The sequence below is a fragment of the Virgibacillus kimchii genome, assembly GCF_055379185.1.
In genome coordinates, this window is record NZ_AP043951.1 from 203,568 (window position 1) to 227,548 (window position 23,981).

21 protein-coding genes are annotated in these 23,981 nt (G+C 40.7%); 13 read left to right on the forward strand and 8 right to left on the reverse strand.

The window, feature by feature from the left end:
• Positions 1-276: 276 nt before the first annotated feature.
• The 11 genes from ACZ42C_RS01230 to ACZ42C_RS01280 all read left to right on the forward strand — a co-directional run bounded on the left by ACZ42C_RS01230 (position 277) and on the right by ACZ42C_RS01280 (position 15,897).
• On the forward strand, positions 277-924 hold the full coding sequence (locus ACZ42C_RS01230) for a TVP38/TMEM64 family protein (protein ID WP_461180246.1): 648 nt from the start codon (positions 277-279) through the stop codon (positions 922-924).
• A gap of 53 nt (positions 925-977) precedes the next feature.
• Entirely contained in the window at positions 978-1,529 is a 552-nt protein-coding gene (gene lepB, locus ACZ42C_RS01235; protein WP_461180245.1) for a signal peptidase I, read from the forward strand.
• Positions 1,530-1,739: 210 nt separating this feature from the next.
• A complete protein-coding gene (addB, locus tag ACZ42C_RS01240; RefSeq protein ID WP_461180244.1) occupies positions 1,740-5,231 on the forward strand; it encodes a helicase-exonuclease AddAB subunit AddB in 3,492 nt (1,163 codons plus the stop codon).
• Positions 5,231-8,959: a helicase-exonuclease AddAB subunit AddA gene (gene addA / locus ACZ42C_RS01245; protein WP_461180243.1), complete on the forward strand. Its 3,729-nt coding sequence runs from the start codon at positions 5,231-5,233 to the stop codon at positions 8,957-8,959. Before addB ends, addA begins: the two co-directional genes overlap by 1 nt.
• 478 nt (positions 8,960-9,437) lie before the next feature.
• The gene (locus ACZ42C_RS01250; RefSeq protein ID WP_461180242.1) at positions 9,438-9,596 is read left to right on the forward strand and encodes a hypothetical protein; all 159 of its coding nucleotides are present in this window, start codon (positions 9,438-9,440) and stop codon (positions 9,594-9,596) included.
• Between the two features lie 13 nt (positions 9,597-9,609).
• Positions 9,610-10,077, forward strand: a complete 468-nt coding sequence (locus tag ACZ42C_RS01255) for a cytochrome c oxidase subunit II (RefSeq protein ID WP_461180241.1) — start codon at positions 9,610-9,612, stop codon at positions 10,075-10,077.
• Between the two features lie 19 nt (positions 10,078-10,096).
• Positions 10,097-11,779 carry a cbb3-type cytochrome c oxidase subunit I gene (locus ACZ42C_RS01260; RefSeq protein WP_461180240.1) on the forward strand — a complete coding sequence of 561 codons (1,683 nt, stop codon included), beginning with the start codon at positions 10,097-10,099 and terminating at the stop codon, positions 11,777-11,779.
• Between the two features lie 214 nt (positions 11,780-11,993).
• Entirely contained in the window at positions 11,994-12,626 is a 633-nt protein-coding gene (locus ACZ42C_RS01265; RefSeq protein WP_461180239.1) for an SCO family protein, read from the forward strand.
• A gap of 3 nt (positions 12,627-12,629) precedes the next feature.
• Entirely contained in the window at positions 12,630-13,187 is a 558-nt protein-coding gene (locus ACZ42C_RS01270; RefSeq protein ID WP_461180238.1) for a hypothetical protein, read from the forward strand.
• A 274-nt stretch (positions 13,188-13,461) separates the two neighbouring features.
• The gene (locus ACZ42C_RS01275) at positions 13,462-13,824 is read left to right on the forward strand and encodes a YisL family protein (RefSeq protein WP_461180237.1); all 363 of its coding nucleotides are present in this window, start codon (positions 13,462-13,464) and stop codon (positions 13,822-13,824) included.
• A 573-nt stretch (positions 13,825-14,397) separates the two neighbouring features.
• The gene (locus tag ACZ42C_RS01280) at positions 14,398-15,897 is read left to right on the forward strand and encodes an alpha-amylase family glycosyl hydrolase (protein ID WP_461180236.1); all 1,500 of its coding nucleotides are present in this window, start codon (positions 14,398-14,400) and stop codon (positions 15,895-15,897) included.
• 53 nt (positions 15,898-15,950) lie between these two features.
• Here ACZ42C_RS01280 and ACZ42C_RS01285 read toward each other — a convergent pair whose 3' ends face one another.
• The 4 genes from ACZ42C_RS01285 to ACZ42C_RS01300 all read right to left on the reverse strand — a co-directional run bounded on the left by ACZ42C_RS01285 (position 15,951) and on the right by ACZ42C_RS01300 (position 19,734).
• On the reverse strand, positions 15,951-16,823 hold the full coding sequence (locus ACZ42C_RS01285) for an SDR family oxidoreductase (protein WP_461180235.1): 873 nt from the start codon (positions 16,821-16,823) through the stop codon (positions 15,951-15,953).
• Between the two features lie 205 nt (positions 16,824-17,028).
• Positions 17,029-17,229, reverse strand: a complete 201-nt coding sequence (yppF, locus tag ACZ42C_RS01290) for a YppF family protein (protein WP_461180234.1) — start codon at positions 17,227-17,229, stop codon at positions 17,029-17,031.
• Positions 17,230-17,362: 133 nt separating this feature from the next.
• Positions 17,363-18,577, reverse strand: coding sequence for a hypothetical protein (locus ACZ42C_RS01295; RefSeq protein WP_461180233.1), 1,215 nt, complete (start codon positions 18,575-18,577; stop codon positions 17,363-17,365).
• A gap of 296 nt (positions 18,578-18,873) precedes the next feature.
• Positions 18,874-19,734, reverse strand: a complete 861-nt coding sequence (locus ACZ42C_RS01300) for a DegV family protein (RefSeq protein ID WP_461180232.1) — start codon at positions 19,732-19,734, stop codon at positions 18,874-18,876.
• Between the two features lie 392 nt (positions 19,735-20,126).
• Here ACZ42C_RS01300 and ACZ42C_RS01305 point away from each other — a divergent pair, with 392 nt between their 5' ends.
• Positions 20,127-20,969 (forward strand): YitT family protein, encoded by an 843-nt coding sequence (locus ACZ42C_RS01305; protein ID WP_461180231.1) that lies wholly within the window; start codon positions 20,127-20,129, stop codon positions 20,967-20,969.
• A gap of 15 nt (positions 20,970-20,984) precedes the next feature.
• Entirely contained in the window at positions 20,985-21,398 is a 414-nt protein-coding gene (locus tag ACZ42C_RS01310) for a hypothetical protein (protein ID WP_461180230.1), read from the forward strand.
• A 207-nt stretch (positions 21,399-21,605) separates the two neighbouring features.
• Here ACZ42C_RS01310 and ACZ42C_RS01315 read toward each other — a convergent pair whose 3' ends face one another.
• From ACZ42C_RS01315 to ACZ42C_RS01330, 4 genes are all read right to left on the reverse strand, one after another.
• The gene (locus tag ACZ42C_RS01315; protein ID WP_461180229.1) at positions 21,606-21,869 is read right to left on the reverse strand and encodes a NifU N-terminal domain-containing protein; all 264 of its coding nucleotides are present in this window, start codon (positions 21,867-21,869) and stop codon (positions 21,606-21,608) included.
• 615 nt (positions 21,870-22,484) lie between these two features.
• The gene (locus tag ACZ42C_RS01320) at positions 22,485-22,691 is read right to left on the reverse strand and encodes a DUF3813 family protein (RefSeq protein ID WP_461180228.1); all 207 of its coding nucleotides are present in this window, start codon (positions 22,689-22,691) and stop codon (positions 22,485-22,487) included.
• A gap of 1 nt (position 22,692) precedes the next feature.
• A complete protein-coding gene (locus ACZ42C_RS01325) occupies positions 22,693-22,842 on the reverse strand; it encodes a hypothetical protein (RefSeq protein WP_461180227.1) in 150 nt (49 codons plus the stop codon).
• A gap of 253 nt (positions 22,843-23,095) precedes the next feature.
• Positions 23,096-23,956, reverse strand: a complete 861-nt coding sequence (locus ACZ42C_RS01330; protein ID WP_461180226.1) for a Cof-type HAD-IIB family hydrolase — start codon at positions 23,954-23,956, stop codon at positions 23,096-23,098.
• Positions 23,957-23,981: the final 25 nt, after the last annotated feature.

Genomic DNA, 23,981 nt, shown 5'->3' on the forward strand with positions numbered 1-23,981 from the left:
TTATATGCAATCCCAACGGAAAAATACAATAGAAAAATTATACAACAATGAAAAGAAAGTAGCTCTTCCGTTGTTATGGCATGGCATGTCGGGGAGTGTGAGTGGTTAGAAGTTCTTTGAAAACAGTTTTATCAAGGAAAATACCTTTGAATGGATGCAATGAAAAGAACGTATGACCACTTGAAGCATAAGGGATGAATGATAGGGGAAAATAAAAACAGAGAAGGCCGTTCCAGCCCATTGAATTGCCAATGCACATTAAGGGGTTTTAGCTACATGCTTATAATGAATATCCAGTTTTCCGAATGGGGGTCTGTGCACGAGAGTCATCAATTAAATGAAAAGATGATGGAAGCATTGAACTTCTATAAATCTCTGGGGCCCTTACCGGGGTTTTTCCTGCCATTGATCGAGGCTTTTCTGCCGTTTCTGCCGCTGGTTGTGTTTGTGATGGTAAATGCGGCAGCTTATGGTTTGCTGAAAGGTTTTTTATTATCCTGGACAGGTACATCCATTGGGACCCTCCTGGTATTCTTTATCATCCGCGGTTTGGGAAATAGTCGTCTGCTAAAAAAGATCCGGAATAATAAACAGGTTGCAAAGGTGACCATATGGGTGGAAAGGCATGGATTCGGGCCGCTGTTTTTACTTTTGTGCTTCCCGTTTTCTCCCTCTGCTGTTATTAATATCGTTGCCGGGTTATCAAAAATCACTGTGCAGCAATTTATCCTGGCAGTGTTTTTAGGGAAGGCAGTGATGATTTTTTCCATCTCTTATATAGGTTCAAGTGTAAAGGATTTTGCACAACATCCAATTCGGACAATTGTCGTTGGATTATGTATTATATTATTTTGGATGTTCGGCAAGTATATGGAACAAAGAATCGGGAAAAAAACGTCAATACAGGACGGGGCCGGGCTTTAAGACGATTAAACCGTCAAAAAAAAGGGTAGAATGGTTTTTGGAGGAAGATAACCATGAGAAAAATAAACTACCCAAGATTGGTCTTAGTCATTGTAATTACTTTAATCCTCGGTATTGTCCTGAGAGGAGTCATATTTGCAAATTATTCGGTTGTTGGAGAATCGATGCAGCCAACATTGGATGATGGCAATTTGCTCATCGTCAATAAATTAATTTATGACTTGCAGGAAGCTGAACGATTTGACGTAGTCGTTTTTCAAGCAAATGAACAAGACGACTATGTAAAAAGGGTCATTGGAACACCGGGAGACGAAATAGAATATAAAAACGATCAGTTGTATGTGAATGGGGAGTATGTAGAAGAGGATTTTCTTGACTCTTATAAAATGGCAAGCAGTGCTGTTCCTTTTACGGAAGACTTTACTCTGAAGGAGTTGACAGGTGAAACGGAAGTGCCTGAAGGGAAACTTTTCGTGCTTGGAGATAACCGGCAGGATAGTCTGGACAGCAGGTCATTTGGTTTTATTGATGAGGAAACCGTCGTAGGTAAAGTCGGTATGACTTATTGGCCGCTTCCTAATGCAAGTATCACACTGGGTAAATAGCTATGTCGAAACTTCCATCTTTGGTAAAATAGAAGATGGAAGTTTTTATACGTGAAACTATGTTGGAAAGCAGATGCGGGGAACTTAATTAGTAGAAATTGACGCATTTTCCAAAAGATGAGAGGACGTCTATTTCGAAGGGTAAGGGATGCGCTTTGAAAAATTATTGTTAGCGATAAGTGAAGTTTTCTAATGATGGGGGGAGTCAGAATGGGAATCCGATTTTTGATTGGCAGGGCCGGCACCGGAAAGAGCGGAAGAACACTGGATGAAATCAGGGAAAAGTTGCTTGAGCATCCACAGGGACCTGCCATTTTTTATATTGTTCCGGATCAGATGACATTTCAGCAGGAATACACGTTATTCCGTGATGAACATATAACGGGAAGTATCCGTGCACAGGTTGTCAGCTTTTCCAGGCTGGCCTGGCGTGTGCTCCAGGAAGCAGGCGGCGGCACCAGGCAATTTATCAGTTCTGTCGGTACGCAGATGATGCTGCGTAAAATTATTGAGGAGAAGACAGGTGACTGGCTTACGTTTGGCAAGGCGATTGAAAAGCAGGGTTTCCTGCAGCAACTGGAAAATATCATCACCGAATTTAAACGTTATAATGTTACTCCGGAATTGCTTTATGCCCAAATGGAAGAAATCGACCGGTTTGTACATAAAGACCCTAAAGAGGTCGCACTGTTAAATAAACTGACAGATCTGTTATATATATATGAAAAATCACTTTACACCCTGCAGGATAATTATATTGACAGTGAAGATCAGCTTCATCTCCTCGCTGAGAAAATTGAAGTGTCTGCTGTGCTTGAGAATGCTGAAATCTATTTGGACGGATTTCATAGTTTTACGCCAAAAGAATTACTTGTTATCGAAGCAATAATGAAAAAGTGTAAACGTGTCACTGTCAGTCTCACATTGGATCATGCTGACGGGCATACATCGCCATCAGAACTGGATCTTTTTTACAAGACGGCAGAAACATATGACGTACTTACCCAAATGGCAGAGGAAAATGGCATTCGGATTGAAGATACGGTTGCTTTGGATCCTGCAAATGGAAGATTTAAAGATCGTCCTTATTTTGCTCATTTGGAGCAGCATTTTAACACATTGCCTTCTCCGCAGTATGAAGGGGAAGTGCCGATCCGGATCGCAGAGGCAGTACATCCCCGAGCAGAAGTTGAAGGAGCTGCACAGGAAATTATTCGCCTCGTCCGCGATGAAAATTATCGATATCAGGATATTGCGATATTGATAAGACAAACAGATACGTACAACGATTTAATTTCCACAATATTTGCCGACTATGATATACCGGTATTTATTGACGAAAAACGAACAATGATCAATCATTCCCTCATTGAGTTTATTCGTTCCGCCATGGATATCGTGGAGGGAAACTGGCGGTATGACGCTGTATTCAGGGTGCTGAAGACAGGGTTTATCCCTGCTGCGGATAAAGAGTACCCGCTTACCAATGATGCTATTGATGAACTGGAGAATTATGTGCTTGAATATGGTATTCTTTCCAGGGAACGATGGCTGGGTGAAAACGAATGGAAATTCCAGCGATTCCGCGGTTTTGAACAAAAGGGCCAAACGGATGCAGAAAGGGAAATGCAAAAGAAAATCAATAAATATCGCTGGCAGGCAGTAGAAGCCCTTCAAAGTTTTGACGAAGATATCCGAAATGCAAATACGGTAAAAGAATTTTGTGAAATAACATATATGCTGCTGGAGTCTGTTGGAGTGCCTAAACGTCTGGAAGAAATGCGAACGTTATATGACGACAGGGGAGAAATTGAAAAAGGGCGCGAGCAGGAACAGGTATGGGATGCCATTATTCAGCTGTTTGATGAAATGGTGGAAATGGCAGGAGATGAAAAAATGACACTTGCTACTTTCCGTTCCACATTGGATGCCGGATTGGAAGCACTGAAATTTGCCCATGTCCCGCCAAGCATGGATCAGGTTATTGTTGGCACCATTGACAGATCCCGGATCAGCGGCATTAAAGTGGCTCTTCTGCTTGGAGTTAATGAGGGTATTTGGCCGATGAAGCCGCCTGCTGATGGAATTATTAATGAAGAAGAGAGAGAGCTGCTTGGTGAACATGGCCTCAAACTGGCGGAAAGCAGCAGGCAGCAGCTGCTGGATGATTGGTTTTATATGTATATTGCCTTTACAGCAGCCAAGGATCAACTTTGGATCAGCTATCCTTTAAGTGACGAAGAGGGAAATGCAAAAATGCCATCCCAGCTTATTAAGCGGATGGAAGATTTATTCCCGGTATGCTGTGACCATATGCTGCTGCAGGATCCTGAAGAATTGGTGGAAGCAGATCAGTTTATAACAACACCAATGAAAACAAGATCCGCTTTAACTGCTCAGCTTGCGAGATATAGAAAAGGTTATCCGGTGAAGGATGTATGGTGGCATGTATTAAACTGGTACGTGGAAAACCACACGATACACAGTACCACCTATAGAATACTGCAGAGCTTGTTTTATCAGAACAGACCGGGGAATTTATCGGCAGGTACAGCAGAGAAACTGTACCCGAAACAAGTAAATGCCAGTGTATCCAGACTGGAAACATATTACCGCTGTTCCTATCAGCATTTTGCGAAATACAGCCTGCAACTGGAAGAACGCAAAACGTATAAATTGGACGCCCCGGATATTGGGCAGCTGTTTCATGAAGCATTAAAAACAATTACTGAATGGATACAGGAGGAGAACAGGGATTTTGCATCACTTTCCAAACAGGAAACGGCTCAATATGCAAATGAAGCTGTTTCCCGGCTTGCCCCTGTCCTGCAGCATCAAATATTGCACAGCTCCAACCGTTATAAATATATACAGCAAAAACTGCAGCAGGTCATTGCCAGGGCAGCCTTTGTGCTAAGTGAGCAGGCAAGGCAGAGCCAATTTTCCCCTATCGGACTTGAGCTGGGATTTGGGAAAGGACAAACGCTGGATGCACGGAAACTGCGTTTGCCTAATGGGTACGAACTCGTGCTTGGAGGACGGATTGACCGGGTAGATAAATCATTAAATACAGATCCGCTGCTCTTAAGAATTATTGACTACAAATCAAGCTCCAAGGGGCTGAGTCTTGTAGAAGTATACTATGGACTGGCCCTGCAGATGCTCACCTATCTGGATGTTGTATTGTCCCAATCGGAAAAGTGGCTTGGTGTAAAAGCAACGCCTGCGGGGGTATTGTATTTCCATGTGCATAATCCGATGATCTCCGGAAATGATAGATTAGATGAGGAAAAAATAGAAAAAGAGATTTTCAAGAAGTTTAAAATGGACGGGCTGCTTTTGTCTGATGAAGAAGCGGTAAAAATGATGGATACCAACCTGGAGCAGGGATACAGCCAAATTGTACCTGCAGCCATTAAAAAAGCGGGCGGGTTTTATAACTCCAAAATTGCGGATGAGGAAACCTTTGAAAAATTGCAATCCCATGTGCAAAGTCTGATGGTGGATGCAGGCGTGGATTTTACGGACGGGCACGTTCATTTAAATCCGTATAAACATAAGCAGCATATCGCATGCACTTTTTGTCCGTTTCATTCCGTCTGTCAATTTGACCCGTCATTGGATGAAAATAATTACCATCAATTAGCAGATATGAAAGATGATGAGATCTTAAAAAAAATAGCTGAAGGGAGGGAAAAATAATGGTTCAATGGACAAAAGAACAGGAAGCAGCCATCTATACATCAGGGAAGGATGTGCTTGTCGCTGCGGCAGCGGGATCGGGAAAAACAGCGGTTCTTGTGGAGCGAATCATTCAAAAACTATTAAATAAGGAAAACCCGGTGGATATTGACAGCCTGCTTGTCGTAACATTTACGAATGCTGCCGCCCAGGAAATGCGTAACCGGGTCGGTGCTGCCCTGGAGAACGCGGTCGCAGCCGATCCAACATCCATTCATTTAAAAAAACAGTTATCCCTGCTTCAGCGTGCTTCTATTTCCACCTTGCACTCCTTTTGCCTGGATGTTGTTAAGCAGCACGCCTATTTATTGGATTTGGACCCTGCTTTTCGGATTGCAAACGAAATGGAAGCAGACCTGTTGAAGCAGGAAGTTATGGAGGATTTGTTTGAGAAGTGGTACGGGGCAGATGATATAGAACAGGAAGGATTTTTCGATGTAGTGGATCGTTTCTCCAATGACCGGAGTGATGCGGCTGTTGAAGAATTAATTCTGTCATTGTATCATTTTGCCATTCAGAACCCGTGGCCGGACGCCTGGCTGGATGACCTTGCCACAGCATATGACATTAAAGAGGAATGGAAGGAATCGGAGCTGGCCTGGCTCGAGATTATAAAAAGAGAAGTCCGGAGCCAATTTGCCGCGCTACACGATGAAATGCAGCTGGCAATGAATATAGCAAATGAAGCAGATGGACCCTATCACTATATAGATACTATTGAAAAGGATCTTGCCGGTTTGCAGGGTGCCTTGGATCTCCTGGATAACTGGGATGACTTGCAGGAATACATGTCTTCCAGCACTTTCGTCAGGTTATCAGGCAAAAAAATGGAATGCGACGAACGGAAGAAAGAAAAGGTGAAAAACCTGAGAGACAGCTATAAGAAACGTTGGAATAAAATGAAAGATCAGTGGTTTAAGCGAAATCTGTCCAGCCATGTGGAAGATATGCAGGAAATGGCGCCGGTTGTCGAAAAGCTGACATCACTTGTAAAAACCTTCAAAGACCAATTTACCAGCATGAAAAAAGAAAAGGCCATCGTGGACTTTTCCGATTTGGAGCATTATTGTCTGGAACTGTTTTTGGATGATAGTGCCACAAGTGACAAACTGGTGCCGTCCAAAGTAGCCCGTTATTATAGGGATAAATTCAGCGAATTATTGATTGATGAATACCAGGATACAAATCTGGTGCAGGAAACACTTTTAACCTTAATCAGCGACAGGTCCGGACCGGGAAATATGTTTATGGTTGGTGATGTAAAACAAAGCATTTATCGTTTCCGGCATGCAGAACCAAATTTATTTATTCAAAAGTACAGAAGTTTTGCCGAAGCTGCCAGTCCCGCAGAAAGAATTGATCTCGCACGGAATTTCCGCAGCAGGGAACATGTATTGACGGGGGCAAACTATATTTTTCGGCAAATTTTGGATCAGGAACTGGGGGAAATTGACTATGATGAAGATGCTGAATTAATTTATGGTAATAAAACGTATGATGAGATGCCATATGTCAACCCAAATCCGGAACTTGTCATTATTGACAGAGAAGCTGAAGAAAATACACCAGTTTCAGAGGAAGAAGAGGATTATCAGGATTTGGAAAAGGCTCAGCTTGAAGCTCGTGTCTTTGCAGAAAAAATAAAAACCTGGATAGGACAAAAGGGTGGTAAGCCGCTGCAGGTGGTAGATAAAGCAACTGGCATGCAGCGGGACTTTCAATACCGGGATGCTGTCATCTTACTTCGTGCCATGAGTAATTGGGGCCCGGTTATCGTGGAAGAACTGAAAAAACAGGGGATACCCGTTTATGCAGAGCTCTCCACCGGATATTTTGATGCTATCGAAGTAAAAGTTATGATCAGTTTTCTGAAAGTAATTGATAATCCAAGGCAGGATATTCCACTCGCTTCGGTATTGCGTTCTCCGATTGCCGGATTAAATGAGGAAGAACTGGCAGCAGTCCGGCTGGCGGAAAGAGGCTCCTATTATTATGATGCACTGAAAAAATATATAAAGATTAATCAGGATAATTCGGCAGATAAAATCACCAGCTTTTTAGAAAAATTGGAGAAATTCCGTTTTGCTTCCAGGCAAGGGGCATTGTCGGAATTAATTTGGCATATTTATATGGAGACCGGCTACTACGATTTTGTCGGCGGGATGCCGGGAGGGCGTCAACGCCAGGCTAATCTTCGTGCATTGTACGATCGGGCGAGGACGTATGAAGAAACATCATTCCGCGGACTGTTTCGTTTCCTGCGCTTTATTGAACGGATGGAGGAAAACAATGATGATCTTGGTGCCGCAAGAGCCCTGAGCGAACAGGAAGATGTAGTAAGAATTATGACCATTCATAAGAGTAAGGGACTGGAATTTCCGGTGGTCATGATGGGAGCGATGGATAAACAATTCAATTTAATGGATTTAAATCAGCAATATTTACTTCATAAGGAAATGGGATTTGCCTCCAAGTACATTGATCCGGTAAAACGCATTACGTATCCGACGCTTTTTTACCATGCGTTAAAACAGGAAAAGAAGCGGGAGCTTTTATCTGAAGAAATGCGTGTTTTATATGTAGCATTAACAAGAGCCAAAGAAAAACTCGTCATGGTTGGTAATGTCAATTCCTTGGAAGATAAGCTGAAAAAGTGGGAAAGAATGATGGATCATGGAGAATGGGTGCTGCCGGCACATTTTCGGATGGAATCCAAAACCTATCTGGATTGGGTGGGACCTGCACTGATTCGGCATAAGGATAATGATGTACTCCGCAGCGAAGAACAATTAATCTCTGGTTTAAATGAAATCAATCTGGATCCCTCCAAATGGGACGTTTCCGTTATGCATGGAAGTGAACTTGCCAATTTGGATGAATCCCGGAAGGAAAAACATGAAAACTTAAGAGATGTGATCGTCAATTGGAAGAAAGCTCCCGTTTCCGATGAAAACCTGGAAAGAAAGGTGGATCATCGTCTATCCTTTGAATATGCATTAAAAGAAGCGACAAAATTAAGGGCAAAACAAACCGTAACCGAAATAAAAAGACAACGGGAAATCAAGGACGAATACAGTGCGGATCAGCTTGTTCAGCAATATAAGGCCCCCATTGTAAAACGTCCGAATTTCATGCAGAAGGAAAAGACCATTACATCGGCGGAAAAAGGTACAGCAATGCACACGGTCATGCAGCATATACCAATGGAGAAAGCCTTAAAGGAAGAAGAAATTGCAGCCTTTGTAGAGAGCTTGAAAGAAAAGGAGATTTTAACAGAGGAACAGGCAGCCATCATAGATCATTCAGCCATAGCCTCATTTTTCACGACGCCGATCTCTGAATACATGAGAGAAGTTGAGCCGGTGTACCGTGAAGTTCCATTCAGCCTTACTTTGCCGGCAAATGAAGTTTATGCCGGTTTAACTGCAGACACGGAAGAACAGGTGCTGATTCAGGGTGTCATTGACTGCCTAATCCCGAAAGATGATGGGTGGATCATTTTGGATTATAAAACAGATGCCATTCCCGAAGAGACGGATACAGAGATGAAAGCAAGTTTGATTAAACGCTATGAAACACAGCTCAATCTGTACCGACAAGCCGTGGAACAAATATGGAGACAGCCTGTAAAAGAAGCTTATTTATATTTCTTTTCCGGACAGCTATTATTGGAAGTGCCAGGAGAGTAAGTTATTGAAGCCAACCTTCTGTTTGGGGGTTGGCTTTTGGTATGTCAAAATGTGACGGGTGTTACATAAAATATTTTTTAACAATGTATGATTACGAAAACCATTGTTGTCTTTAAAAAGTCTCCATCTTTATTTCACTTCGCTTAAAGTTTTTCATCCACTTTTCCCTCCATATTTACACATTTTCAGTTTAAAAGTAACACCACTGTTCATATTTTTGTCATGTTATCCACTGCAATTATAGTGGAAATAGGATAAATTAAATTCCTTTTATTTCCTTTTAAAAATAAAACAAGCTATAACCCCTTTCATATCAAGGTTTACACTATTTTTACCCCGCTGATAAATAGTGAACAAATTGTGAAAAACCATAATAGATCCTATTTTATTTTTTTCCCCACATGTGATTTAGTTCACTTCTCGAAAACCAAATTCAAATTATTATAGAGTTAAGAAATCGAAAGGGAGGTTGACTTGAATGGAAACAAACCTTGGAAAGCAACCGGAACAGGAAATGGAAGTACAAGAAGAGCAGGATGCTCTAAAATCAGCTTTATATTCAGCCTTGTTATTTGTAGGCGGAGGAATAGTCGCATTTATTGTATTACTGCTTGCAATTTATATGATCAGATTATAGGGAGGGTTAAAATATGAAAATGCCACGTCAAGAAGAAATTTGGTTAGTAATCAGTGTCGGTGTGCTTGTTCTTTCTATGGTAATTACAGGTTATCAAGGATTTGCTTTGGGAATGGGGCCGCCAAGCGGTACGGAAACAATTGATCCGCAAAAAGTAGATGAACATGAATTGTTTTCAGAGCCTGGAGTATACGAGACAGGTGAAAATGAATACCAGGTCATTATGACTTTGCAAATATTCTCGTTCACACCGGGGGATATTGAAATCCCTGCAGGTTCAACAGTGGAATTTGTTATGACATCCAAAGACGTTGTACATGGATTTCAAATTGCCGGGACAAACGTAAATGCGATGGTAACACCGGGACATATACAAACGATCACCGAAACATTTGATGAGCCTGGCGAATATTTAGTGATTTGTAATGAGTATTGTGGTTCTGGTCACCAGCATATGAGCACAACGATTACGGTTAAATAAAGAAGGGAGGAAAAATATCATGGAAGCAACAACTTTAAAAGACAGTTGGATTGATAAAACAAAAAGTAAATTAGGCGTTAGTCCAGAAGACTCCAAATTGTCATTAACATACTTTAGTCTAGCATTTATTGTACTATTTATTGGTGGATTTCTAGGATTGGTTCAAGGGTTGAATCGGGCGGGATTATATGAGCTTCCACCTTGGTTTGATTATTACCAGGTGTTGACTTCACACGGAATTCTTTTAGTCCTTGTCTTTACAACATTATTTATGACCGGATATTTTTACGCGGGGGTTTCACACGTACACGGAGGACTCTCGCCAAAGGTTAGAAAAATGGGATGGACTGGACTTGGCTTAATGCTTGTCGGTGTGGCCATAACAGTTGCAACAGTGATTGCAGGTAATTCATCCGTTATGTACACATTTTATCCGCCAATGCAGGCATCACCTTGGTTTTATGTCGGTTTAACCATTATGGTAGTTGGTATCTGGGTAGCAGCCGCTGGAATCTGGACGTCTGCTGTACAATGGAAAAAAGAAAATAAAGGACAACATTTACCACTGTTTACGTTCTTCGGCGTAGGTGCATTCTTGCTCTTATTCCTTGGAAGTCTGGGAGTAACTGCAGAAATGGCGATGTTAATTCCTTGGGCTTTCGGATGGGTAGAAACAGTAAACGTCATGCTCAGTCGAACTCTATTCTGGGCATTCGGTCACACAGCTGTTAACGTATGGTACCTGGTTGCTGTATCTGCATGGTATATAGCAGTACCGAAATTTGTCGGCGGCAAGCTGTTTAATGATACGTTGGCACGTGTAGTTGTTATTCTTTCGGTAGTACTGAACGTACCTGGTGGGTTCCACCACCAAATTATTGACCCTGCTATCGGGGAAGGCATTAAATTCATGCACGTATTCATGAGCTTATCCATTGCACTTCCTTCACTTCTGACAGCATTTGCTATGTTTGCTGTATTTGCAAGAGCTGGTAAAAGAAAAGGTGCTAAAGGAATCTTCGGTTTCCTTAAGAAATTACCTTGGACAGACGTCCGCTTCCTTGCTCCAATGATTGCCATGATTGCATTCATTCCAGGTGGAGCAGGTGGTATTGCTCAAACAAACCACCACTTGAACCAGACTGTGCATAACTCATTATGGGTAGTTGGTCATTTCCACTTAACTGTTGGGGTAACGGTGGCATTAACTTTCTTTGGTGTCACTTATTGGCTATTGCCTTATTTGACAAAGAGGACACTTACTCCGAGGTTAAATAAATTAGGACTGATTCAAACTTGGGTTTGGACCATTGGAATGTTATTGATGTCTGGTGCCATGCATTGGGTTGGATTACTTGGATCACCAAGAAGAACTTCCTTCTCCACGTATGGCGATAACGCTACAGCATTAAGCTGGGATCCGTACCTCATGATGCTCGGTATCGGTGGAACGTTATTGTTTATCGGTGTGGCATTAATGACTTATATCGTATTCCACTTAATGTTCAAAGCACCAAAAGGAGAAACAGAATTCCCAATTGCAGAGCGGGAAGAAAATGATATTGAAACTCCGAAATGGACAGAACGCTGGGGCCTTTGGGTTGTAGTAGCATTTGCTATCATTTCCATGGGTTATGTCATACCAATCGTGGATATGATTGTAAACGCACCTCCAGGATCACCTCCATTTCAGCCTTGGTAAAATGTGATTGAAAAGAACACAAAGTTGGTCGAAAAAGAGATAGTCTTATAAAGCGGGCTATCTCTTCACCACTTTTTCCCCGCATAAAGTCACCGTGAATTGTTTGGCAGATAAGAAATAAAGGCTTGGTGCCAAGCCGGATTTTCTCAGCATCCACTTTAAAGAATAACGCCTCCTGAGTCTATGGTTAAAATCTATGTAGGATGTGATCATGATGATCAAAAATAAACATAATACCATTGCCCTTATCCTTGTTGTTCTCTTTGGAATAGGACTCTTCTATGTTGGTACCGACGGTTTTACAGCTTATACGGCAGAGACTGCAAGGACCAACCAATTAATCGATGACCAACCTGAATTTCCTTTAGTTACACTGGAAGACAGTAATGAACGAACCTATGATTTTTCCGAGTTTGAAGGAAAGTATGTATTTGCAACATTTATTTATACCTCTTGTACAGATGTATGTCTTGAACTGGAAGTTAATCAGGCGGGAGTATATGATCAGATTCCGGAAGAATATATTGGCGAAGATATTGTATTTCTCACGATAAGCTTCGACCCTGAACGGGATACGCCGGAAGTGCTGGATAAATACCGAAGCTATTTTGAAGCTGATGGGGAGACGTGGAGAATGGCACGGATTCCGGATCAAGCACAGTTGGACAATTTATTGAATGAATTTGGCGTAATAGTAATACCGGAAGACAACGGTCATTTCACGCATAACTCCGCATTCTATTTGGTGAATCCTGAAGGTTCTTTAATAGATGTCATGGACTATACACTAATTGATGAAGCTGCTGATAAGGTAAATTCCATTCTTGAAACAGAAGTGGGGGAATAAACGATGAGACAGACCAAATATGGTTTAATTCTGTATATATTTCTAATGCTCCCTCCAGTAGCAACATTGTTTGAATTTAATATGACGATACACATGCATATGCAAATGCCGTTATTGGCGGCCGCTGGTATGTTAATGTATCCTTATTTAAAGCGTAAGTTCCCTGGTTTTTTTGAAAAATATAATAAAAATGGTATTCCCGGTATTATCTTATTATTAATCGTTGTAAGCTATTGGTTGCTTCCGCGCGCCATGGATGAAGCACTTACGGTGCCCGCAGTGCAAGTATTTAAATTTATCAGTTGGCCTTTTCTTGTAGGAGTCCCATTACGCGACAGCTGGAACAAACTTTCAGTATTTGGTAAAAATGTTGTATTGGGTATTCTTAGTATATTATTTATTCTCATGGCAGTTGTTTATATTTTTGCTGACTCGCAATTATGCAATAACTATTTAATCGTTGAACAAATTACACTTGGCTGGGCTTTTGGGTTTATTGCATTAGCTCTGATTATATATATTATTCAACAGTTTTTTATCGATCATTCAGAATACGAATAGTAGATATGGGATAAAATCCAAATATAGATAAAAGTGAGGCTGGAACATTTTTTTCGGTGAAAATATTTAGGTGCCAGCCTCGCTTTTTTTTGTTAAATATTAAAACCTGTAGCATTTGCATGAATAAGGTTTTTTAAATAAAAAGAATAGACTGCTTCACATCTTCCATTATTTTCATCATACTGCCTTGCTTTTGGAAAAGTAAATTATAGGATTTTTTTCGGGAACATGGTATGATGTTCGTAGCCTTGGATGAAATTGGAGGATGAAATGAATGACACATATGCATATTACCAGCTGGGTGCTCGCACTAATCCTATTTATCATTGCATTGGTATTGTATAATCAGGGAAAAGCGAAGCCCGGAAAGATCTTACACATGATTTTGAGACTTGTTTACTTACTTATTTTGTATACCGGCGGGGATTTACTTGCCCATTATTTTGGCGGAGGCGAAATGGGCGCTTTGCTGCCCGAAGCCATTGTAAAAGGGCTTGCAGGCATTTGGGTGATTGCGGCAATGGAAATGATTCTAGTGAAAAACAACAAGGGCAAACCTGTGAAAAGCGTATGGATTCAGTTGATTATTGCCTTGCTTATCACATTAATTCTTGGCTTCTGGCGACTGCCGATGTAATGAATTCAGGAAAAGCGGACGCTTCATCTGTTATGCTTCAGGTGAGGCGTCCTTTTGATTCTATTAATGCTTCCACACCTCTGTCATGTGATAAACTCAATATAATTGTAAAAAGAAGACCACCTTTTCATGCCTAATGCTAAAATGTTTTCGACCAAAAAACAAACATGGAGGAAATAAAGTGGTTTTTTACAATATTAATTTACAATAAATTTGGGAGAACTAAAAGAGAAAGTGGGCTCCAGTTCACTGGAGTCTCCTGTTAAGTCTTTTGAGTGAATAAATAAAAGAACACTTGTGTCGTTCGTTGACTGATAGGGCTGATGAGTGAATGAACGTGAAAACTTCATTCATAACATTATAGAGGAATAAAAAATTTACACAGTAATATGGACTTGTTCTGTCATGTACCCGGTACTGATTCACGTCTGCAAATTGACTTTTGCCCCATGATCCATTGGCTTCCGGATAATTTATGAAGGTTTTCTGACAATACCTCCCTTTTCATTGACTATTTGGCCAATATCGTAATAATAGAACAAGAGTATTTTAACAAATGGAGGATTCTGCTGTATGAAAAAGTTTATAATTTCTTTACTTATATTTCTACTGATCCTCATGACATACCACCCTTCACAATCAGCAGCCAACGGAGAAAGCTTGATTCAGGATGAAATCATATACGATATCCTTGTGGACCGGTATAATAATGGTGATTTTGAACGGGATGACCAGGTGGATGTCAATAATCCTTATGCATACCATGGCGGGGATCTTCAAGGTATCATAGCAAAAATGCCGGAATATGAAGAGCTGGGATATACTGCTATTTCCCTATCCCCCATCATGGCAAATGCACCTGATGGTTACCATGGTTACTGGATAGAGGATTTTTTCGAGGTGGAAGATCAGTTTGGAGATATGGATGATTTACATGAATTGATTGAAGAAGCACATGAACGCGGAATAAAAGTAATATTGGAACTTGTCACCAACTATGTTGCATCAAGTCATCCAATTGCCCAAGATTCAGACAGGGAAGATTGGATACAGGGAGAGATGAATGTAACGACAGATTGGTCCGAAAATGCAGTAACATTAAATCAGGAGAATCCGGAGGTACAACAGTTTCTTACCGATGCAGCAACTTTCTGGATGGAAGAAACGGATATTGACGGGTTTAAATTTCATGCTGCAGATCAGACTGATCCCGCCTTTTTGGAAAGCCTTTCTGATGAATTGAAAGGTATCAATGAGGACTTTTATTTACTTGCGGATGTCTTGGATCCGGCAGCAGAAGTGGAACACCTTTACGAAATTCCAGCTATTGATGCAGTGGAAAATTATCGTATGTATGAAGCAATAACTGAGGTGTTTGCCAAGGAAGAAAATCCGGTCTCGGAATTATATCAGGCGTATGATGAGCACGGTACAGAAAAAGATATCCTATTTGTAGACGACTTCTATACAGAACGCTTTACGCAATTATTTGCGGAAAACGGCCGTAATTCATTGACCACTTGGACGTTGGCTCTTACGTATATGTATACTTCGCCTGGAGTTCCGTCTCTTCTGCAGGGTTCTGAATTGCCCATGTATGGTAAAGAGGTCGAAGAAACGAGAAGCCTCGTCCCGTTTCATAGCGGAGAACCTGATTTGGATGAGTTTCATAATCGGGTTTCTTCCCTACGCGCGCACTTTCCCGTCCTGGTGCATGGAGATTTTGAATTGGTCGGTTCCAGTGGTGCAATGAGTGTCTTCAAAAGAACACTGGATGGAGAAGAAATGTATATCGCCATTAATAATGATGTGGAAACCCAGGTAGTTACCCTGGATGGGATCGGCGAAGGCATGCAGTTAAGAGGATTTTTGGAGGATCATACTGTTAGAGGAAATGCTAATGGGGAATTCAAAGTAGGGCTTGCCCGAGAATCGGCCGAAATATTTAGAGTTCAGCCTGACACCGGGATTAATTGGGTGTTTATATCATTTGTGGCCGGAGTCTTTATTATTTTTGTCGGAGCTATTATTGTGTTGAGCCGAAAGCAAAAACAAAGAGAGGCGCAGGAATAGAACCCACTATATGGAAAAGCATATCCTTATTTAAACTGCAGGCTGACAATGCGTCAGCCTGCAACTATAATGCCGCCATTTACATGAATCATTTGACCACTGACATAACTGGAATCTTCGGATGCCAGATATACATAGGCCGGTGCCAAATCCTGCGGCTGTCCCGGTCTTTTCATCGGTGCATTTCCGCCAAAACCATCCACTTTTTCTTCACTGAACGATGCCGGAATCAGTGGTGTCCAGGTCATGCCCGGAGCAACCCCATTTACCCGAATACCCTGATCTGCCATAGCTTCGGATAATGATCTCGTAAATGAGACAATTGCTCCTTTTGTTGCGGAATAATCAATTAAATCCGTACTTCCCTGGTAAGCAGTAATGGAGGAAGAATTAATAATTGAACTTCCTTCTTTTAAATTTGGCAGAACTGCTTTGGTAATATAAAACATGCTGAACACGTTTGTTCGGAATGTTCGCTCCAGCTGTTCACTGGAAATATCCATAAAGTTCTCCTGTGGATGTTGTTCGGCTGCGTTGTTCACGAGAATATTAATCTTTTGAAACTTATTCAGTGTTTCTGTTACTGCGGCTTCACAAAAGGATTGCTGGCCAATATCCCCGTTGATTAAAAGGCATTGCTGCCCCTCCATTTCCACCAGCCGTTTTGTTTCTTCTGCATCTTCATGTTCATCCAGATAAATAACAGCTACGTCAGCTCCCTCTCTGGCAAAATGAACGCTGACAGCTCGTCCAATTCCGCTGTCACCACCTGTAATCAAAGCTACTTTTCCTTTCAGTTTGCCGCTTCCTCTATAATTTTCCCGGATATAGTCGGGTTCCGGCCGCATTTCTGCTTCAATCCCCGGCTGTTTATATTGCTCTTGGGCCGGAGGGGTTATTTTTCCGTCTTTTTTTTCCATACACATGTTACCCACCTCACAGAATAATATTTCTTTCCATCTACCCGAAAATTTATTATTTCAATCATGAGGGGACGGACGGCAGGTTTTTTTAAAGCCTGTATTTACCGTTTGTTGCCAATATGACAAGATGCCTGGAGTTAGTCTCAAAAATATCTTTTAGTCTGCAAAAGAAAAAGCAGTTTTTGTATGCTGTCAAAAACTGCAATCATTAATGGGCTGCATATGATACTTTTTCATGTGCAGAAATAGCACCTTGTCTGCTTAAAAACATGTAAATTTCCCTATAGTAGGTAATATCAATTTCATCATTAATGTATTTTCTTTGATAGTAATCCAGTAAGTCATTCACGGAGGCCGGAGTATGATTACATTCATTTTGATACATATCGACCAGCTCACTTATCAGCATCGTATCCCCCCTGTATTTGTTTAGCAGATGCAATTTTTCCTGCATGCAACGAGGATGTCTTCCCTACTTGGCCAAGACCAGGCGTGATGATGTGACTCTGCTATATTACTATGAGGGAATGCAGTTGGATATGCTATTTATTTCGGCAAAATGATAGCCATAATACGCAGATTCCCAAGGTCAATATAATGCTTGCTGTAAGCACTCCCAAATTAAATAAAGGCAACCCTTGTACTTGAAGCCATTCGGTTAACCCCTGGCCAAACAGGAGTCCTTCATTGAGAAGAAAACCAATCAGGAAAATCACAGCTCCGTATTTGGTTAGTTTCGTGGATTTTAATAAGTCCTGCATTAAATATTGCGTAAGCATAAATATGCTGACAAATCCAAGCAGGGTAAAATGTAAATAACCGATAATTACGCTTCTGGAATCATAAATGAGCGGTAAAAGGGATGGAAAGAGCAATCCCAATTCCATACTACTTTTCAGAAATAACAATAAAAAGCTGAGTTGCAATGAAATAGTTGTTAGCTTTGAATAAAAACTTTTGATTTCACGATGTGATTTTACATACGCAAAAATGATATAAATAACTCCGATCCATTGGCCAATTCCTCCGACCGCAGCAATAACTCCTGCACTGATCCCTAATTCCTCCACCCATAAAACGGATAAAAAGTAACCTGGAAACAGTGCAACAAAATAAACCCAAAAACCAATTTTCAGCATTGGTGGGGATAGGGTAATTTTTTTCAGGTGAAGGATAATAATAAATAACCCGATCAAAAATAACAGGAGCCAGCCATTATATTGAAAATGCAAATAGAAATAGATTGCCATTTCATATAATGCACTTTCCTTCAAGCCTGAGGCAGAAACATAGGCTATTACATACGGGCCAAGCGAAGAGACGACCAATGCTATTAATGCCCCTTTTATATATAGTTTGGCTGTATGGGGAATATCCAGATTTGATTTCAGCTGGCGATAAATAAAAACAGCAGCCCAGTACTCGATGAAAATATGCATGGTGGACAGTGCGATGGAAAACATAGCATAACCCTGATAAATAAAGGCTGCAAACATGAGTAGTGTGACAATAAATAGTGTAACAGCAATGGCAATGGCCTGCTTCTTTTGCTTTAAATCCTGCCAGTAATTAATAAGGAATATGGCAAAAACTCCTAAAAAAGCCCATCCCAGGATGGCTAAATGGGAATGTCCATGCAAAATATTGGTGTAAGGTACCGGGAAATCCGGATAATAGGCAAAAGCTCTCATCCATACACCGGATATAGCAGTAATGATAAAAAAGATAAATGTAAAATGGATAATATACCTTGGCATTGGAAATCAGCTCACTTATAGGTAAGGTGTATAATACTATCATCTATTATGAAGCAAATTAAGTCTATACAATGTGCGAAACGTCAATAAAATATGATTAAAATATGGCGAAAAAAGAACAATTTTGGCGGGGGGGGCTATTAGGATGGAAGATGGTTAAGGAGGATATTGCAAACAACGTTCGATTGCCGGATCCAAGTCATTACAAAAAAACCCAACCCGCTAATCGGGTCAGGTCTTATCAGGCAGTTTGTGCTAGTACGTTGCACAAACAAGGTTCAATTCTTCTTCCTTGATCATTGATCAGTCTTATTGAGGAAAAATAGAGCAATGGTACCTGGACCGGAATGGGCTCCGATGACAGATCCGACCATTTCAATCAGTATATCGTCAGCACCGAATTTCTCCCTGATCATATCTGCCAATTGCTCTGCTCTTCCCAGGTCATCCCCATGGCTGATGCCAATGGTTTGGTTGGAGAAGTCTGTCCCCCGTTCTTCCATTACTTCCAGCATTCTTGATAAAACCTTTTTGGAACCCCTAATCTTCTCAAGCGGGATTAGTTTCCCATCTTCTACATGAAGTAGTGGCTTAATTTTCAACAGGGAACCGACAAAAGCAGCAGTTTTGCTGACCCTTCCTCCGCGCTTTAAATATTCCAGATCATCAACAGTGAAAATATGTTCCATATGTTGGGCATGTTTTGTACCTGAAGCTGCGATTTCTTCCAATGAAGCTCCTTTTTTTGCCAACTTTGCTGCATGCAGCACAACAAGTCCGTATCCAATCGATGCACATTTCGTATCAATTATTTGAAAATCAGCATCCGGATATTCTTCTTTTATCTCCGTTTCCATCATTTTCGCGGTTTGATATGTACCTGATAATTCGGATGAAAAGGACAGATAAATAAATGACTGATTCTCCTTGGCATAGGAAGTAAAGACGGCCTTGAATGTTTGCGGAGATACCTGGGATGTTTTTGTCATTTTACCTTCTCTCATTGCATCGTAGACCGTTTTTGGTTCGATATCAACTGCATCTCTGTATTCTTTATCATCCAAATGAACAGTTAATGGTATCATTTCAATATCATATTCGTTATAATGTGTAGTTGATAAATCACAAGCAGAATCTGCAATTATTTTAACCGTCATTTTCTCACCTTCTTTCTTATATTTACTTTAAGTTTAATGCCAGATTCAAATATAGTCAAAAAATATTGCATGATAATTTTGCAGATTTAAAAAGTATAAAACTTTTATATCTGTACAATCGGATAAGCTATGCTCGTACAGTTCTTCAGTTCAGTCAAAATTCAAGGCTTATCTTCCGGACAATTAGATGCTTACGGAAAACAAAACTGCTTCCAAGCATTCCTTTAGCGATAAGCTTAAGTTTTTAATAAAATGAGAGATATCATTGCTGAACCAGGTTCATGTCAGTACAATCCATGCAGTTTATATTGGATGGTGTTTGGAAAAATACGTGTATGGAATATTTATTCATAAGGTTTATTGTTTTAGGAGTTCTTGGAAGGAGGTAAAATATGTTTCTCATTGAAGCGAAACGAATGTTCGGGGTTGTGTTTGGAGCAATTTTAAATGCCATATCCCTGAACTTTTTCCTAATTGGTGCAAATGTATATGCTAGTGGATTTACCGGTTTTGCCCAATTGACATCAAGTTTTTTCCATGACTTTGTGGGAATTGGCATTAGTACAGGGATTTTACTTGCCTTATTTAACGTTCCTGTTGCTATTCTGGGCTGGTTTAAGGTAGGAAAGGGTTTTACGGTATACAGTGTTGTTTCCGTTTTGTTTACTACATTATTCCTGGAATTGCTTCCGGTAATCACACTATCCGAAGATATTATACTAAACGCCGTGTTTGGTGGTGTACTTGCCGGAATTGGCGTTGGTCTGACGCTAAAAGTCGGGGCATCTACAGGTGGTATGGATATTGTAGCCATGATATTGTCACGTATGAATGATAAACCAATCGGGATGTACTTTATGATTTTAAACTCGATTATTATCGCGTTTGCAGGGATCCTGTATGAACCGGAAAACGCCCTGTACACGCTGCTTACATTATATGTAACAACTCGAGTGATTGATGCTATTCACACCCGTCATGAAAAAGTTACTGCCATGATTATTACGCATAAAGCGGATGAACTGCAGAAAGCGATTCATCAGACAATGGTTCGCGGCATTACTATCCTGCCGGCCCGTGGTGCCTATACAAGGTCAGATAAACATATGCTTTATCTTGTGATTACACGTTATGAATTATATGATTTGGAACGTATCGTTAATGAAATTGATCCAAATGCATTTACAAATGTAGTGCAGACAACCGGAGTTTTTGGTTTCTTTAGAAGGGATTAAAAAGGAGATTAAAATATGAGGTACATGATGCTGTTAATGATAGTGACTATTTTTCTCGGAGCTTGTGGAGATGCTGGTACAGATACGGAAGATACAGGAAATGAGAACGTTCCTGATCAGGAGGAAGCACACTCCATTCAATTGCGGAATATAGATGTGGAAGCAGAGGATCTTCAGGTGAGTGTAACCGGAGAAGCAAGCACGGAGAAAAATGAATTTTATTACCGGGTGGAAGAAGAGGGGGAAGTAATTATGGAGGAAGAACATGTGTCCCTGGAAGCATCCGATACCGAATGGATTGAATTTGATTTAACACTCGATCTAGCCGGGAAATACTCGCAAAACGAGGAACCGCCAATCATTGTTTTATATGGAAAAAATAGTGAAGGTGACATGGTAAATCCTAATTTTATCCCAATTGATTTATAATGGAGACAGAGATGGATACGAGACCGGTAAGCAAGCAGAGGCTTGTTTACCGGTCTCGTTATTTGTAGGTTCATTGTTTTGCGAGTTGAAAACAGAAGGAGTGTGCAGTCAAATGGTATAAAATTAAATAATAAAAAAGAGGCACCGCAAATGCCTCTCTAAACCTTTAAGGTTCGTATAAGCAGAAGTTTCCTGCCTCTATGTATATTAATAGCCGTGTTTTTCAAATACCTCTTCCACTTTGGGAGTTAATTCATCCCATTCCATATCAAATTGTTTATTAACCGTAATAAAGTTCTGGTACCCAAACACGTTGTCTACACCTTCTATTTCCATCAGGTCATTTAGAATATCATGTTCGCTTTTGTCTCCAGGCATCACGGAAATGCTGTTGGTACCTTCAAAGATTAGTTTATCCGTCGTGAATTTTATTGCATTCGGATTTGGTGTTGCTTCGGCACGAATTGCCATAAATAAAACCTCCTTATGTCTATTCCCCTTTATATTAGCAGAAAAAGTACGATATAAAAAGAAATTATACTGGAATATGACACATGAGTGAAAGGAAAAGAGGCTGTGACATAACTTTAATGACTAGAAGAAAATCCGAACAAATCATGGTGATAGAGTATCACCGGCCGCTCCGGGAATATACTTCGCTTTCACCTAAGGCACAAGTGCGACATCGGGACTGCGCGTATATGCTCGTCCCACCGAAAAGCAATCATCAAATTCCCATTGGTCGTTTTCTTAGTGTCTACTTTGCCGCAGTAGCTGACGAGCGTCCTTGCCCCTGCAAGGTATATGCTGCCGACGTTGCCTGCAAAGGGCGTTTTTAATGGCCATCATTGGGATCTCATCGATGCCTTTTATCCTGCTGGACAAGTAAAGCTTCGACAGCATTACATCTTCGTGAGAAAATGCATAGCATTTTCAAGGAGTCTCCGTATATTCCCGAAGCTGGGCAAGTGGTTTGTTAGGCTTTTTCTCCAATAAAACTGTTATGTCACAGTCTCTGCTGCTGTTATAGCAAACCCGTTTCATCAACAAATGAAGTGGAAATTGCCGACAGCAGTAGTGCAGAGGTTATTGCATTTCGTTGTGCTGCCTCAGTTGATTTTCCAGCTGTTGCAATTGCTGCTTTTCTTCAGGTGTTGCCTGGTTATAGGCTGACTGAATAGCATTTTGTACAGCCTGTTTATCCTGGGCATTTGCCTGGCTGTTTTGGTTATTCATGAAGTTTGTGACAGCGTCTCTGGCCTGTTGAAATAAGTTGTTGTTATTGTTTTGCAACTTAAAACCCTCCTACAGTATGGTGATCTGCTTCCTCACGTTTACGCTCTGCATCAGAAAAAGTTGATCTGTAAGGAAACCGTTCATCATGTTTCTTGATAGAATCAGCGCTCTGTTGACTAAATCGCTTTGACTTACTCTTCTTTCCCACGATGATTCCTCCTTCACATGGAATGAAACTACACTTGTCAGGCAGTGGAGAAACTTGGGGAAAGCCTGACCTAATTGAGACAGCACATAATCAAATCGGATGCTTTTAATCCGTGAAAAAAGTGAACGCAATTTACGTTCACTATTAGTATGAATGAATGCAGAATTCCTATAGCAAGTAATTATTGCCAGACAAAGCATTGACCTAAGCATAGCGGGAAAAGACAAATGTATGTGACTGAAAACGTAAAGGATTATTTGTACAAATCAGCTTTGTAAAATGAAGGTGACTTTTCCTGAAGATTCAAATATTGGTCAAGGAAATTTCCGACCCCATTTGCTTCATTTGTGTCTGTTACATGTTTGGCAATGGATTTAAGTTCATCAATGGCATTTCCCATAGCCACCCCGACTCCTGCATAATCGATCATTTCCAGATCATTATCTTCATCCCCAAAAGCAATAATGCGTTCCTGGGGAATATCGAAGTATTTAGCAATTTTATGCAATCCGACAGCCTTGTTCATACCTTTTTTTACAATTTCTATGATATTCCAAGGTGCTCCCCATTTCCTATGTTCAATCAATTCTGCGTGGAAATCATCCAAATGGCTTCTGAGCTCAATGATATGATCCTCCCTTGGATGGATGAGTACGGAAGTCGGGTCTTCCGACAAGTTACTTTTTAAATTACCGATCTTAAATGGAGAATGTTCCGGGTTTGCTTGGAAAATATCAATGATCTGCTGATTATATTGATCCAGGTATACCTGGTCCATGACTTCAGCGAGAATATTATTTACATCCAATTCGTAACAGGCATCAATGATCTGATGTGCGGTATTTACGGGCATTGGGTTATGAAGGGCATGCCACTTATCATCTTTCGGATGATGAATTAAAGCTCCATTAAAATTAACCATTGGGGTATTCAGCCCCAACGCTTCATAAAACTCCATACTTGCCCGATGCGGTCTGCCGGTGGCAATAACTACAATATGACCCTGTTCCATAGCTGCTAATAAGGTTTCTTTCGTACGTTCGCTAATCAGTTTCATATCCGTCAAAAGTGTACCATCCAAATCCAGTGCAATTAAATGTCTTCTGTTTTTCATTAGGTTCACCTCATTTACCATAGTT